This is a genomic window from Streptomyces sp. NPDC059371, assembly GCF_042751995.1.
GTDB lineage: Bacteria > Actinomycetota > Actinomycetes > Streptomycetales > Streptomycetaceae > Streptomyces.
The window spans coordinates 83856-97801 of sequence record NZ_JBHYXD010000018.1; the positions used below are offsets into that span (position 1 = coordinate 83856).

The following is a 13946-nucleotide window of genomic DNA, read 5'->3' on the forward strand; positions in this document are numbered from 1 at the left end:
CCTTCTTTTTTAGCTCTCTCGCTGGGGTTGTGGTGGTGGTTTTTCTCGGTGTTGTGGTGCCCTCCCCCCCCCGCACCGACAGGTCGGGCTGACCGGCGTGCGCGGGGCGGCTCCGCCGACGTGTGCGGGTCCGCTCCGCCGGTGCCGGGGAGGGCTTTCCGGCGGCCCGGGGGCCTGGGTGTCGCGCGGGGCTCCGGGCGGCGTAGTCTGAGGGCGCCATGCCGTACGAACCCCCCACTCATACCGTCGAGCGCTCCCTCCGCGCCACGACCGGAGCGAAGGTCATTGCCGGTGTCGACGAGGTGGGGCGCGGTGCCTGGGCGGGCCCTGTCACCGTCTGCGCCGCCGTCACCGGACTCCGCCGCCCGCCCGAAGGACTCACCGACTCCAAGCTCCTGACCGTCAAGCGCCGGACGGCGCTCGCCGTGGAGTTGGAGAAATGGGTGACGGCGTACGCCCTCGGGCACGCCTCCCCGGACGAGATCGACCGACTCGGCATGACGGCGGCGCTGCGCCTCGCGGCCGTACGCGCCCTGGATGCCTTGCCGGTCCGCCCCGACGCGGTCATCCTCGACGGGAAGCACGACTATCTCGGGGCGCCCTGGAAGGTCCGTACGGTGATCAAGGGCGACCAGTCCTGCGTCGCCGTCGCGGCGGCCTCGGTGATCGCCAAGGTGCAGCGCGACAAAATGATGGCCGAACTGGGCATCGACCATGCAGACTTCGGCTTTGCGGCCAACGCCGGGTACCCGTCGCCGGTCCACAAAGCCGCGCTGGAGGAGCGGGGCCCCACCCCGTACCACCGGCTGTCGTGGGCGTATCTTGATGCGCTGCCCCAGTGGCGGCACCTCAAGAAGGCCCGCAGTTCGACGGACGGAAACGTTCCGGAGATCGAAGGCCAGCTCGGCTTCGATTTCTGACGACTCCGTTCGCACTCATGTGCCACCCGCCGGGGCGAGTCGCGCCGGCGTTTGATAGATATCAGCTCATGCCTCTCATTCCCGAGGAGCCTCAGATTCACGAGAGTGCCCAGGGTCCCCGCGTCACTCCGGCCAGTGGCCGAACCGCGCCGACCCCTCGCCCTGTACCCGGTCCCCGTCCCGCGGCCCCGCCGCGTCCCGGCCGTCCGGGTCCTGTCCGGCCGATGCCGGCCCAACGCACCCCGCGCGAGCCGGTCGTGGCCGCACCGGGGCCGTCCGCCAAGCCGGTCGCACCCGCGGCCGGCACCCCGCAGATCCAGCTCGTCCCGGCTTCGGCCGACGGTGCGCTGGACGCCGCGGAAGAAGCCGTCGACCTGCTGCTGGAGTCGGGCCGCGCCCCCGGTGAGGTGCTGGTGATCACCACCGGCGATCCGCACCCGTGGGCCGTGCACGAACTCTCCTTCGGCGAGGCCGCCTACTGGGCGCAGCACGAGGCGGGCGACGACGTCTTCTACACCGACGCCGCTGCCGCGCCCCGCGCCGCTTCCCGTCCCGTGGTCGTGGTCGCGGTCAACGGTGGTTCCGGCGAGGTCGCCGCGACCGCCCTGCCCCTGGCCCTCGGCCGGGCCGGTGCCCTGCTGATCGTCTGCGGCGACCCGCAGCAGATCAACTCGGTCCTGGCCGCGGGCGTCTGAGCGCGGTCCGGACCCGGGCCGGAACGCGCCCGGCGGGACGCTGAGGGTGGCGCCACCGCGGCCCCGGCCCCGCGGGGGCGGCGGGGGGGCCGCCCGCGTCGGGCCCGCCCCGCACCTGCGGATCGGATCGGTTCCCGGCTGATGTCACAGCGCGGAGTCCGACCGCTCCGTACATGCGCCCTCCCGGTTCACCGCCCGCGCCTGCTCGGATGCTCGCTTCTCGGCATGCGCACGGTCACCCTGCGTGCACCGCATCGCTCGGTTTGGTCCGCGCCCTGCCGGCGGCAGGGCAGGCGTTCGGCGTATGCCCTCTCGGCCGCCGAAGATGGGCGCGCTCCGGATCAGGCCGCGCGTACGTCGCGCACCGGTGCGCGAGTGGTACGGCCCTGCGGTTCGCCCGGCCGAGCGGGTGCGGCCCGCCTTCCCCTAGGGCGGGGCGGCCCACCGGCCGTGACGGACCCGCCTCTCAGCGGGCGGCCGCCCGGCGCATCACCTCGGAGGCGACGCCTCCCGTGCGGGGCAGGGGCGGCTGCACCTCACCCACATAGAACTCGGGCGCCGACTCAGAGTTGGGGCGACGTCCGCCGCGGCCCTCGCCGAGAACCTGCCAGCCGTCACGTGTCAGTGTGATGTACGCGCCGCACCGCAGTCCGTGGAGCGTGCAGGCATCGCGCAGTCCCCACATCCAGGCCCCGTCCTCCTCCGTCCAGCGCGCGTCGCCGTCCCGGCAGTACAGCAGGACGGCCGTGCGCGCGGGAGTGCGGCGCCGCAGGTCGTGCGGGATGACCCGGCGAAGCTGTGCGAGCAGTGCGTTGCGGAACATCCAGCCGTCCGCGGGTGCCGGACGCCGGGTGAAGGAGGCGCTCGCCATCAGTCGCTCGTCCTGGTCGAGCACCGCGACGACCGCGGTCGACGGTCTGGGCCGGTGCCGGGCGTGAAGGCCGCTCACGACCTCACGGGGATCGCGCAGAAGCGGAATTCCGGCCGAGGCCCATTCGGCGGGTTCCAGCATGCGGGTCAGTGGGTTGGTGGAAGCGGCGGACAGGTCGGGAGACATGGTTGCCGCCGAGGACGGAGCGAATCCGAAGGTCACGGTCCTCCCTTCGGCTACGTGCCCGGACAGCGGGCGGGGTCGGACTTGGGGGAATGGCACGCCGCAGCAGAGCCCTACCGGACCACGGGCAAACCGTGCGGGGAGCGGAGCTCAATTCTTCCTGTCGAACTGGGTTGCGGCAACGAGCAATTGGGGCCACCGACCGTTTTCGGGCGATTAGCGTCCTATATACCTGCCCGGTGTTTCGAATGGCGACACACGAGTCACGCCTGTACAGCGAGGACCAGCGGCAACACTGCCTGGGCACCCGCTCTGCGAAGCATCCGCGATGCCACCGCCAGCGTCCAGCCCGTGTCCGTGGCATCGTCCACCAGAAGTACCGGACCCTCCGTTTCTCTCAGGACGTCGGCCAGCCGCGACGGCACGGTCAGGGCCCCGTCCAGCGCCTTGAGCCGCTGCGCGCTGTTGCTGCGGGAGATCTGGGCCGCGTCGCCGACGTACTCCACGGACCCCAGCAGCGGCAGCCGGCCGATCTCCGCGATCCGCGCGCCGAGCGAGTTGATCAGTTGCGGCCGTGAGCGCGAGGCGATGGTCACCACGCCGACCGGGCGCGGCGTCGCGTCGGGCTGCCCGGATGCCCAGCCACCAGGGCCCTTCGCCCAGTCGGCCAGGACGCCGACCACGGCCTGGGCGACATCGTCCGGAACAGGCCCGTCCGGGGCCTGCGGGGCGAGCATCGGCCGCAGCCGGTTGCCCCAGCCGATGTCCGAGAGCCGTCCCAGGGCACGCCCCGGAGCGGCCTGTTCGCCGGCCGGGATGCGGCCCTTCAGATCGACGCCGACCGACGCCAGCCCGGTCGGCCACATCTTCCGGGGCTCGACCTCGACGCCCGCGCGGTCCAGCTCGCCGTTCGCCGCGTCCAGCGCGGCCGCGGACACGGACTCCTGGAACCGCCCGCCGGCGCAGTTGTCGCAGCGCCCGCAAGGCGCGGCGCCCTCGTCGTCGAGCTGTCGCCGGAGAAACTCCATACGGCAACCGGTCGTCGACACGTAGTCCCGCATCGCCTGCTGCTCCGTCGCCCGCTGCTTGGCGACCCAGGCGTAGCGCTCGGTGTCGTACGTCCAGGGCATGCCGGTGGAGATCCAGCCGCCCTTGACCCGGTGCACGGCTCCGTCCACGTCGAGCACCTTGAGCATCGTCTCCAGGCGGGATCTGCGCAGTTCGACCAGCGGTTCCAGGGCGGGCAGGGAGAGCGGGCGCTCGGCCCGGGCCAGGACGTCCAGGGTGCGCCGTACCTGCTCCTCCGGGGGGAAGGCGATCGAGGCGAAGTACTCCCAGATCGCCTGGTCCTCCTTGCCCGGCAGAAGCAGCACCTCGGCGTGCTCCACACCGCGGCCCGCGCGTCCCACCTGCTGGTAGTAGGCGATCGGGGAGGAGGGCGAGCCCAGGTGCACCACGAAGCCGAGGTCGGGTTTGTCGAACCCCATGCCCAGCGCCGACGTGGCCACCAGCGCCTTGACGCGATTGCCGAGCAGGTCCTCCTCGGCCTGCTGACGGTCGGCGTTCTCCGTCTTCCCGGTGTACGAAGCCACGGTGTACCCGCTCTGGCGCAGGAACGCGGTGACCTCCTCGGCCGCGGCCACGGTCAGCGTGTAGATGATGCCCGAGCCCGGCAGGTCGTTCAGATGCTCGGCGAGCCAGGCCATCCGGTGCGCGGCGTCCGGCAGCCGCAGCACGCCGAGACTCAGGCTCTCCCGGTCCAGGGGGCCGCGCAGCACCAGCGCGTCGGTGCTCACGCCGGTGCCGAGCTGCTCGGCGACATCGGCCGTCACGCGCGCGTTGGCCGTCGCGGTGGTGGCCAGCACCGGGGTGTCGGGCGGGAGGTCGGCGAGCATGGTGCGCAGGCGGCGGTAGTCCGGCCGGAAATCGTGGCCCCAGTCGGAGATGCAGTGCGCCTCGTCCACCACCAGCAGGCCGGTGGCCGCGGCCAGCTTGGGCAGTACCTGGTCGCGGAAGTCGGGATTGTTCAGTCTTTCCGGACTCACGAGGAGGACGTCGACCTCGCTCGACGCCACCTCGGCCTGAATGGTCTCCCACTCCTCCGTGTTGGAGGAGTTGATCGTCCGCGCGCGGATTCCGGCGCGGGCCGCCGCCTCCACCTGGTTGCGCATCAGCGCGAGAAGCGGCGAGACGATCACCGTGGGCCCGGCGCCCATCTCGCGCAGCAGCGCGGTCGCGACGAAGTACACCGCGGACTTGCCCCAGCCGGTGCGCTGCACGACCAGCGCTCTGCGCTTGTCGGCCACCAGCGCCTCGATGGCGCGCCACTGGTCCCCGCGCAGCTGCGCCTTGCCCGCCGGCGCGCCGACCAGGCGGGCCAGGACGGCGTCGGCCGTTGCCCGGAGTTCTTCGCGGGAGGTGTCGTGGGCGTTGTCGGGGGCTGTGGGTCGCGGGTCTGCGTTGGTCATGGCTCCATGCAACCGGATGGGTCCGACAAAGCGCGAACGAGACGTCGAGCTGTGGACAACTTCTGTCGTGATCATGGTGACGGTTATCCACAGGCTCAACCGGAATCTCTCGATCCGCGAGATGGTCACCGCATGACGAATCACGACGAATCGACCGGCACGTCCGGCGACAAGAACATCGGCGCGGTCGGCGGATGCGGCTGGAATCCCGGGCGCGACCGATCCAGTGGTGAAGGCGGCGAAGGCGGTCAGGGTGGCCGGAGCGGGCCGTGCGGCCGCGACGGCGACGGCGACGGCGACGACGCGTGGAACGATCCGGGCGGCCGGTCCGGCGACGGGCTGGAGGGTCTGGACGGCCGCTCCCGTGAAGGTGCGGACTGTCTGGACGGCCGCTCCCGCGACGGGTTGGACGGCGCGGGAGGCCGGTCAGACGACCGTCCAGCCGGTCCAGCCGGTCGGCCCGGGCGCGGGGGCCGGGCCCAGCCGGTTCGTCGGGTCGGCCCGGTGGTCCACGGCGGAACGGCCATTCCCGGCGGGCTGCGCCACGGCGGCGACGCGGAGCACGTCCCCGCCGATCATCACGCGGGCGGCATGGGCCTGCCGGGCGGAGAGCATCAGGTGACTCTCCGCACCCCGGCGGAGCTGGCCGACGCGCTGCCCTATCTCCTCGGATACCGCCCCGACGACAGCATCGTGCTGGTCGCCCTGCACGACCGGGAGCGGCGGGGCCGGTTCGGCGGCCGGGCCCGCCTCGGCATCCCGGCCCACGCCGAGGACTGGCCGGCCGCCTCCGACCAGCTCGCTCAGGGACTGGTGAAGGGGAGCGAGCGACGAGGCGCCCGCCCCGGGAGCATGGTGGCGTACCTGTGCCAGGAACCAGGGCGCGGTGAATCGGGCCGGGACGTCATGGAACGTCTGCGCCCGCTCGCACAGCTACTGCGGACAGCCTGTGGACATCTCGACGTTCCGGTGATCGAGGCGCTCTGCATCTCCGACGGACGCTTCTGGACCTACACCTGCCCGGGGCAGGGATGCTGTCCGCCGGAAGGCACGTCGATGGGGCTGCCGGGTACGTCCGTCCTCGCCGCCGCCGCGACGTACGCGGGACTTCAGGTGCGCGGCTCTCTGAAGGACCTCACGGCCAGGTTCCATCCCTGGGAGTCCACCGCCGCGCTGGGGCAGGAGGTCGCGCTCGACACGGCCAGCATCGCCCTCGTACCGAGGATCCTCATGGACGACAGCCGGGCCGAGGTGGCCGAGGAAACCCTCGCCATGGCCCGACGGATCAGGGACCGGTTCGTTGCGGCCTTTCCCGTGTCGGGTACGCGCCCGTCGGACCTGCGCGACGACGGACTCCTGGAGAACGACGAGGCCGCCACACTGATCCTCGGCCTGCAGGACCGCACGACCCGCGACCGTGCCGCCCAGTGGATGGAGGGCGACGAGGCCGCCCCGGCACTGCGCCTGTGGCGGGCACTGGCCCGTCGCTGTGTCGGCCCCTACCGCGAGCACGCCGCGGCACCCCTCACCCTCGCTGGATGGGTCGCCTGGTCCATGGGAGACGAGCTGGAGGCGCGAGAAGCGCTCGCCATGGCACTCGGCGCCGATCCCGAGTACCTGTTCGCCCGCCTGCTCCACCAGGCCTGCAATGAGGGCCTGGATCCGGAATCCGTCCGTCGCTGTCTGCGCGCGGAGCGCACGGACAGCGACCCGAACGAGCTGGAACGGTCGAACGAGCTGGAACAGCCGACCGACACGGAACGCGCGGTCGACTTCGGCACGCCGCTGCCGGTCTCCGGCCGGACGTCGCCCGGTTCCCACGCGCCCGCCGACCCGCAGACGAGGCCGGTCACCTCACTTTCGACGACCACCGCGCCGACGTCGGCCGCTCCGCCCTCGGCGCCTGCCGCATCGCGCCGCCGCAGGGCTCGTTCGGCGGCGATCGGCGGCAGCCGGCCGAGTCGGCGCGGCCCCGGGATCTCGAACCCCCAGGGGAACCGCCCGACGGGCGATGCCTCACAGGCCGGGGACCGGTCACGGCGAGCGGCGGACCGCGCGGACGGTCGGCGGCGAGGGCGGGAGAACAGCGAGCGGCACGGTGCCGGGGAGGACTCGTGAGCGACCGGGACACAGCACGGCGGGAGAGGGCCGGGACAAGGACCGGCCGGCCTTCTCTGCCGAGGACAGCCTGGCCTTCTCTGCCGAGGACCGGCCGGCTTTCTCGGCCTGGGACCTGCTGGCCTTCTCGCCCTGGGGCTGGCCGGCCTTCTCTGTCGAGGCGGATCGGGATTCCCGGCGCCCCGAGGGCGAGCCGCGCCCCGATCCCGCCGCTGCCGGCCGGCGGGCGGGTCTCCCAGCGGGCGAGGACAGCACCCTCACGGTTGGCGACCGTCCGACCGGTGCCGGTGCCGGTGGGGTGCGACCGGTGGCCGGCCCCACCGCCATTCGGTCGGCTTCCTGGTCATTCGCGTGACCCGGGACCGGGCTGGCCCGTTCACCTGAGTGGCGGAATCCGTGGCCGGATTGCGCCGCCACAACGCCCGCGACCCCCCGACCCCGCGGAGCCCCCACCCGGAGCCCAGCGCACTCCCGGCGCATCGAGCGCGGAGGAAGCCATCCCATGTCCATGCCCCATCCGTCCTCGGCACCCGACGGCGGTCCTCCGTCCGGGCCCGAACCCGCACAGCCCACCGGACGCGGGGGTGCTCCGGCGGCACCGCGACCGGGCCGCGACGCCGGTGAGCCCTTCCTCCCGGCAGCGCGCGGTCCCGGTGCTCCCCGGACGCTCCTTCCTGTGCCGGGCCGGCCGGCGGACCTGCCACCGGCCCACACCACCCTGATCTGTGCCGCGCTTCCCGGGCTGGTGATCTCGACGGAGGAAGGACAGCTCACCGGCCGCGGCCTGGAGGGCTTCTACATGGCGGGCCGACGGACTCTGTCCCGTTGCCTGGTCCGGGTCGCGGGCCGGGAGCCGCTGGCGATGCAGGCCCGGATGCTCGCGGCCGACCGAGTCCGCTTCGTGGGTACGCTGCGTGCCTGCCCCGACACCGGCCCGGACCCGGACGTGTTCGTCGAAAGGATCCGCCGGGCGGACGGCGTCGAAAGGATCACCCTGCGCAGCTCGGCGCTTCGCGTCTTGCGCGTGCCCGTCGAGGTCGCCCTTGGTACGGACCTCGCGGAACTGGGCGATGTCGCCTCGGGCCGGGCCGGCGCCGAGCTGTCCGCCAGTGTCCACGGCGCCGGTCTGCGCTGGTCCTGCCCCACGGGCCATGTGACCGTCTCCGCCGATCCGCCTCCCACCGACGCCCTGGCTTCGGCGGGATTGCTGCGCTGGGAGGTCGAACTGCCACCGGGGGGCACGCTTACGGTGGAACTGCGTGTCAGACCGGACGGCCAGGGGCCGGTCAGCGCGGTGGGCCGGGGCGCGGCGAGCCCGTTCGCCGAAGCCCGGGTGGTGAGCGACGAGTCCGGAGCCGAAGCGCTCCTGAGCACCTGCGTCGACGACCTTCGAGCCCTGCTGCTGCGCGACCCCCGGCACCCGGCCGACACCCACCTCGCGGCGGGAGCGCCCTGGCGCTGCGGGCTGGCGCCGGCCGAGGCACTGGCCGCGGCCCGGATGACCCTGCCACTGGGCACCCGTCTCGCCGCGGGCACGCTGCGCACCCTCGCCCGCACCCAGCTCGCCGGTCCGGGACCGCACGCCGGACTGATCCCGGGACCGCTCCGGGACAGCGGGCCGCACCTGCCGCCCGGCTGCACGGCGACCGAGGCCACCCTGCTCTTCCCGGTGCTTCTCGCCGAGGCCTGGCGCTGGGGGCTCGCCGAGCGGGAGGTGGAGGAGTTGCTGCCCGTGGCCGAGCGGTGTCTGGAGTGGCTGCGGACCACGATCGGCGACGGCACGTACCTGCCCGACCCGCAGCCGGGCGGACCGTTCCGCTGCGAGACGCAGGCACACGCGCATCGCGCCGCGCTGCTCGGTGCCGATCTGCTCGACGCGCACGGACGGACCGGCGGCACGGAGCTGCGGCAGTGGGCCCGGGCGATGCGAGGGGCGTTCCGCGACGACTTCTGGGCCGAGGACCCGGCAGGTGGCCGACCAGTCGCCGCTCGCACCAAGGACGGGCGCCCCGTGCCCCAGCTCGGTTCGGGCGCCGCCCATCTTCTCGACACGGGTCTGTCGGGCGCGGGTGAGCACGCCCCAGGTCTGCTCGACAAGGCGCGGACCGAACAGCTCGCGCGGCTGCTCGGCGATCCGGACATGGACTCGGGCTGGGGGCTGCGCAGCCTCGGGGCGAAGGAGGCGGCGTACAACCCGTTCGGTCATCGCAGCGGGGCGGTGCGGGTCCACGAGACGGCCGTCGCCGTCACGGGGCTCGCCGCCGCGGGCCACGAGAAGGAGGCCGGCTCTCTCCTGCGTGGCGTACTGGCGGCGGCCGAGTCCTTCGGCGGCAGACTGCCCGAGATGTACGCGGGGGAGCAGCGAACCCGGGGGAGCGCACCGGTTCCTCATCCGGCCGCCTCCCGGCCCGCGGCCACGTCGGCCGCCGCCGGGGTGCTGCTGCTCTGCTCCCTGGCCGGGATCCGCCCCGATGCGCCCGCGGGCACGGTGACCCTGCGCCCGTTCCGGGCCGCGCCCCTGGGGGAGGTCGTGCTGACGGGCCTGCGGCTCTCGGGGGCTCCCTTCTCCGTGCGCGTCAGCCGGCTCGGGCTCGCCATGGTCGAGGAAGCGGGCGAGGGGGTGCAGTTGGGGGTGTGATGCCGCGGGACGCCTCATCGACCGGATCCTGGGCGGCTGGGCGCCGTACGGGACGGAAGTCGATCAACCTGGGACCGGGCTCCCGAAGGAGGTGTTTATCGTCAGGCAGACGACTATGATCGCGGCATGCCCTACGACCCGTCAGCCTTTCCGCCCTTCGCCGTGACCGTGGACCTGGTCGTGCTGACCGTGCGCCGCCATGCCCTGTGCGCGCTGGCGGTACGGCGGGGCGAGCAGCCGTTCCAGGGGCGATGGGCGCTGCCCGGCGGTTTCGTACGGACCGACGAGGACCTGGCGCAGGCCGCGGCGCGTGAGCTGGCCGAGGAGACGGGCCTGTGCGCCCACGACCCCTCGGTGCCCGCGCAGGACAACGGCGCGCACCTCGAGCAGCTCGCGACCTACGGTGACCCCAAGCGCGACCCCCGGATGCGTGTGGTGAGCGTCGCGCACCTCGCCCTCGCCCCCGACCTGCCCGCTCCCCGCGCGGGCGGCGACGCGAACAGCGCGCGCTGGGCGCCGGTCGAGGAACTGCTGCAGCAGGGCGGATACGGGCGGGACGGGGAGCAGGCGGCGCCCCTCGCCTTCGATCACGCGCAGATCCTCTCGGACGGTGTGGAGCGCGCCCGGTCCAAGATCGAGTACTCGTCGCTGGCGACCGCTTTCTGCCCCACGGAGTTCACCGTCGGTGAGCTGCGCCGTGTCTACGAGGCCGTGTGGGGCGTGGCGCTCGACCCGCGCAATTTTCACCGCAAGGTGACCGGTACGCCGGGCTTCCTCGTGCCCACCGGGGGCACGACCACACGCCAGGGCGGACGCCCCGCCCAGTTGTTCCGCGCGGGCGGCGCCACGCTGCTCAACCCGCCGATGCTGCGCCCCGAGGTCTGAGGAAGGGCGCGAACACGGTTCCGGGCGCTCGGAGCTCTGCGCCCTTCGCCGGACCCGCGAGGCCCTCCGCCGGACCCGCGCAGCCCTCCGCCGGACCCGCGCAGCCCTCCGGAGGCGAGCCGCATGGCGCCCGGAAAATCCGAAATGTCGCGCTATCTTGCTTTGGGTGATCCAGGCCATCGGACTGACCAGCAACACCCGCAAGGCGCGTCCGCCCGCCGTCGACGACGTGTCCTTCGAGGCGCACGCGGGCCACGTCACAGCGCTCGTCGGAGCCCGGGGCGCGGGCAAGACGACGGCACTGAGACTCATGCTCGAACTCCAGCAGGGCCGCGGAATCACCTACTTCCGGGGCAGGCCGCTGCACCGGATCGCCCATCCCTGCCTCGAGGTCGGCGTACTCCTGGGCGAGGTGCCGGGCCACCCGGCGCGCACGGTCCGCGGCCAGCTCCGCATGCTGTGCGCCGCCGCCGGGGTACCCGCGCGCCGCGCGGACGAAGTCCTCGAAGTGGTCGGGCTCGTCAGCCTGCGGGACGAGAGCCTGGGCACGCTCTCCCGCGGCATGGACCGCCGGCTCGGACTGGCCTGCGCGCTCCTGCCAGACCCCCACACCCTCGTTCTCGACGCCCCCGCGGACGGACTGTCCGTCAGGGAAGGCCGATGGCTGCACGGGGTGCTGCGCGCACACGCGAACCAGGGCGGCACGGTGCTGTTCACCACGGACGACCCCAAGGAGGCCGCGCGGGCCGCGGACCGGGTCGTCACACTGGAGCAGGGATGCCTCGTCGCCGACCAGGAGGCCGCCGAGTTCGCCCGCACGCGGCTCCGGCCGCGGGTCGCCGTCCGCAGCCCGCACGCCGCCCGGCTCGGCTCCCTCCTGGCCAAGGAAGCCCGAACGGCACGGCGCTCGGTGGAAGTCGTGCGCGAGGAGGGCAACCGGCTCTCGGTGTACGGCAGCACCTGCGCCGACATCGGCGAGACGGCCTTCCGGCACGGCATCCTCGTACACCAACTCGCCGACGAGACAGGAGACATGGGGCCCGTGTCGGCCCCATCGCCTTCGAAGGAGGGCGAGCGCCCCGCCGACGAGCAGCGCCCCGCCGATGAGCCGCGCCCCATCGAGACCCCGGCCGCGGATGACGCTTCCGCCCTTCCGCCTCCCATCGCGGTACGCCAGGCCCGGAGCCCGTTGCGCCCTCTGCGCTACGAACTGCGCAGAGCGGCCGGTGTCGGTACCGGCTACTTCACGGCGGCCGCCGTTCTCGTCACCTCGGCCCTCCTGTCCGTCCTGCTGGCCAGAATCGGTCACACGCCGCAGCCGCGCCTGCTGGCCGCGTGGCCGCGGGAGCTCCCGCTCCCGCCCGCCGCGCTCGGCGCCGGGCTGCTGGGCGCCGTCGCCTTCGGCGAGGAGTTCCGCCACCCCGCCCTGGCCGCGGACCGCGGCACCGTCCCGCGCCGGCTGGGACTGCTGACCGCCAAGCTCTTCGTCGCCTCGGCCACCGCGCTGACGCTGGCGTTCCTCACCGTGGGATGCGACCTCGAAATGCTCTACCTCGTCTACGGACGGGAGCTCGCCGGAGTTCCGTCGGACTGGCTCTCGCTGAGCGCGAGTTGGTTCGGTCTCGTGGTGGGCTGCGCGTGGGCGGGCGTGCTGGCGGCCGGCATCTTCCGGTCCACCGCCGCCGGGCTCGCGGCGGTCCTCGCCGTGCCGGTCGTCGTCGTACCGCTCGTACAAAAGGCCTTCCGGGAGCCGTCTGTACGGTCGGCGGCGGGATTCCCGGAGCGACTCCGGGAACTGGTCCTCATGCAGTGGCCGTTCGGCGGCGAGCGCTACCTGGCGGCCGTCGTGCGGGTGCTCGCCCAACCTGTGGGCGGAGCGCTGCTGTTGTCGCTGACCGGACTGCTCTGCGTATATCTGCTCACGACCCTGCGGGGCCGGGTCCGATGACGACCGTCCGTACCCTTCCGTTCCCCCCGTGCGCACAACTCCCCGAAGAACGCCCATTTCTTTCCGATAAGGCGTCAATTGCGACGGTGTGAGCGATCACCCTTTCGTGTGCTTTTCACCAAAGACCTCAAGGCAGTTGGAGCCGGCGCCGACAAAAGACCCGTGAGTACCCTTGCGCAGACCATGATGACCGCCGCCCGTTCCTCAGACTCCGGCCTCGCCGGACCGGGCGAACTCGACCGTTACCCCTTTGCCGACGCGTCGGGTGCCGACCGCGTCGGCCCCCCTGTGTGGGAGAGCGCCGAACCGGAGCTCGGCCGCGTCGGCCGGCGCGCCGCCGGCAGCCGCGGACGCGGACTGCACGGCCAGCTCGTCCAGCAGCTCGGCCAGATGATCGTCTCCGGAGACCTCGGCGCGGACCGTCCCCTCGTGCCCGAGGAGATCGGCCAGCGATTCGAGGTCTCCCGGACCGTCGTCCGTGAGTCGCTCCGCGTCCTGGAGGCCAAGGGGCTGGTCAGTGCCCGCCCGAACGTCGGCACGCGGGTGCGTCCCGTCAGCGACTGGAACCTCCTCGACCCGGACATCATCGAATGGCGGGCCTTCGGTCCGCAGCGGGACGACCAGCGGCGCGAGCTGAGCGAGCTCCGCTGGACGATCGAGCCGCTCGCCGCGCGCCTCGCGGCCGGACATGGGCGCGAGGAGGTCCAGCAGCGGCTCGGCGACATGGTCGAGATCATGGGCCACGCCATGTCGCAGGGTGACGCCTTGACCTTCTCGCGGGCCGACACCGAGTTCCATTCGCTGCTCATCCAGCTCGCGGGCAACAGGATGCTGGAGCACCTCTCGGGGATCGTGTCGGCGGCGCTCCAGGTCTCCGGCAACCCGGTCACCGGCTGCGACCGGCCGAACGAGGCCTCGCTGGGTCACCACGCCCGCATCGTCGACGCCCTCGCGGCGGCCGACGGCACGGCGGCCGAGACGGCCATGCGGCAGCTCCTCACCGTCCACCCCGAGGTGGAGCGTGTCGTGCCCGCGCCGCGCGAGCACTGATCGTGCGGCGCGGGTGACGCGGTCCGGAGCGTGTGCGCGTCCGTGGCGGCGTCGGACCCGAGAGTCATCACCCGTCCGGTCCGCACCCAAACCTTACCCCGTTTTGTGTCGACCCCGCGGTGCGAGCCCGGCGGGCCTGATGTAATAAAGAGGATATAAACGATCTGTTA

At 73.0% G+C, this 13946-nt stretch carries 10 protein-coding genes; 7 read left to right on the forward strand and 3 right to left on the reverse strand.

What is annotated here, in order from left to right:
* Positions 1-218: 218 nt before the first annotated feature.
* Complete coding sequence (locus tag ACFXGX_RS13495; RefSeq protein WP_384789312.1) at positions 219-920, forward strand: ribonuclease HII; 702 nt, start codon at positions 219-221, stop codon at positions 918-920.
* 68 nt (positions 921-988) lie between these two features.
* Positions 989-1615: a hypothetical protein gene (locus ACFXGX_RS13500; RefSeq protein ID WP_384789315.1), complete on the forward strand. Its 627-nt coding sequence runs from the start codon at positions 989-991 to the stop codon at positions 1613-1615.
* A gap of 466 nt (positions 1616-2081) precedes the next feature.
* Here the strand turns inward: ACFXGX_RS13500 and ACFXGX_RS13505 are convergent, their stop codons facing one another.
* The 3 genes from ACFXGX_RS13505 to ACFXGX_RS13515 all read right to left on the reverse strand — a co-directional run bounded on the left by ACFXGX_RS13505 (position 2082) and on the right by ACFXGX_RS13515 (position 5752).
* The gene (locus tag ACFXGX_RS13505; protein ID WP_384789317.1) at positions 2082-2708 is read right to left on the reverse strand and encodes a hypothetical protein; all 627 of its coding nucleotides are present in this window, start codon (positions 2706-2708) and stop codon (positions 2082-2084) included.
* A 224-nt stretch (positions 2709-2932) separates the two neighbouring features.
* Positions 2933-5137, reverse strand: a complete 2205-nt coding sequence (locus ACFXGX_RS13510; protein WP_384789320.1) for a RecQ family ATP-dependent DNA helicase — start codon at positions 5135-5137, stop codon at positions 2933-2935.
* Positions 5138-5563: 426 nt separating this feature from the next.
* A complete protein-coding gene (locus ACFXGX_RS13515; protein ID WP_384789422.1) occupies positions 5564-5752 on the reverse strand; it encodes a hypothetical protein in 189 nt (62 codons plus the stop codon).
* On the opposite strand from ACFXGX_RS13515, the gene ACFXGX_RS13520 reads away from it, so the two are divergent.
* The 5 genes from ACFXGX_RS13520 (at position 5663) to ACFXGX_RS13540 (ending at position 13776) form a co-directional block, all read left to right on the forward strand.
* Positions 5663-7255 carry a DUF4192 domain-containing protein gene (locus tag ACFXGX_RS13520; RefSeq protein ID WP_384789412.1) on the forward strand — a complete coding sequence of 531 codons (1593 nt, stop codon included), beginning with the start codon at positions 5663-5665 and terminating at the stop codon, positions 7253-7255. The genes ACFXGX_RS13515 and ACFXGX_RS13520 overlap by 90 nt on opposite strands.
* Before the next feature lie 502 nt (positions 7256-7757).
* Complete coding sequence (locus ACFXGX_RS13525) at positions 7758-9893, forward strand: glycogen debranching N-terminal domain-containing protein (protein WP_384789323.1); 2136 nt, start codon at positions 7758-7760, stop codon at positions 9891-9893.
* A gap of 126 nt (positions 9894-10019) precedes the next feature.
* Positions 10020-10778: an NUDIX hydrolase gene (locus ACFXGX_RS13530; protein WP_339132012.1), complete on the forward strand. Its 759-nt coding sequence runs from the start codon at positions 10020-10022 to the stop codon at positions 10776-10778.
* 166 nt (positions 10779-10944) lie between these two features.
* A complete protein-coding gene (locus ACFXGX_RS13535) occupies positions 10945-12726 on the forward strand; it encodes an ATP-binding cassette domain-containing protein (protein WP_384789325.1) in 1782 nt (593 codons plus the stop codon).
* A gap of 162 nt (positions 12727-12888) precedes the next feature.
* Positions 12889-13776 (forward strand): FadR/GntR family transcriptional regulator, encoded by an 888-nt coding sequence (locus ACFXGX_RS13540; protein WP_384789328.1) that lies wholly within the window; start codon positions 12889-12891, stop codon positions 13774-13776.
* The last annotated feature ends 170 nt before the right edge of the window (positions 13777-13946 follow it).

What these genes read in the sequence shown, in the direction of transcription:
- ACFXGX_RS13495 (WP_384789312.1), top strand. Translation starts at nt 219, where the DNA reads ATGCCGTACGAACCCCCCACTCATACCGTCGAGCGCTCCCTCCGCGCC.
- ACFXGX_RS13500 (WP_384789315.1), top strand. Translation starts at nt 989, where the DNA reads ATGCCTCTCATTCCCGAGGAGCCTCAGATTCACGAGAGTGCCCAGGGT.
- ACFXGX_RS13510 (WP_384789320.1), bottom strand. Translation starts at nt 5,137, where the DNA reads ATGACCAACGCAGACCCGCGACCCACAGCCCCCGACAACGCCCACGAC.
- ACFXGX_RS13515 (WP_384789422.1), bottom strand. Translation starts at nt 5,752, where the DNA reads ATGCTCTCCGCCCGGCAGGCCCATGCCGCCCGCGTGATGATCGGCGGG.
- ACFXGX_RS13525 (WP_384789323.1), top strand. Translation starts at nt 7,758, where the DNA reads ATGTCCATGCCCCATCCGTCCTCGGCACCCGACGGCGGTCCTCCGTCC.
- ACFXGX_RS13530 (WP_339132012.1), top strand. Translation starts at nt 10,020, where the DNA reads ATGCCCTACGACCCGTCAGCCTTTCCGCCCTTCGCCGTGACCGTGGAC.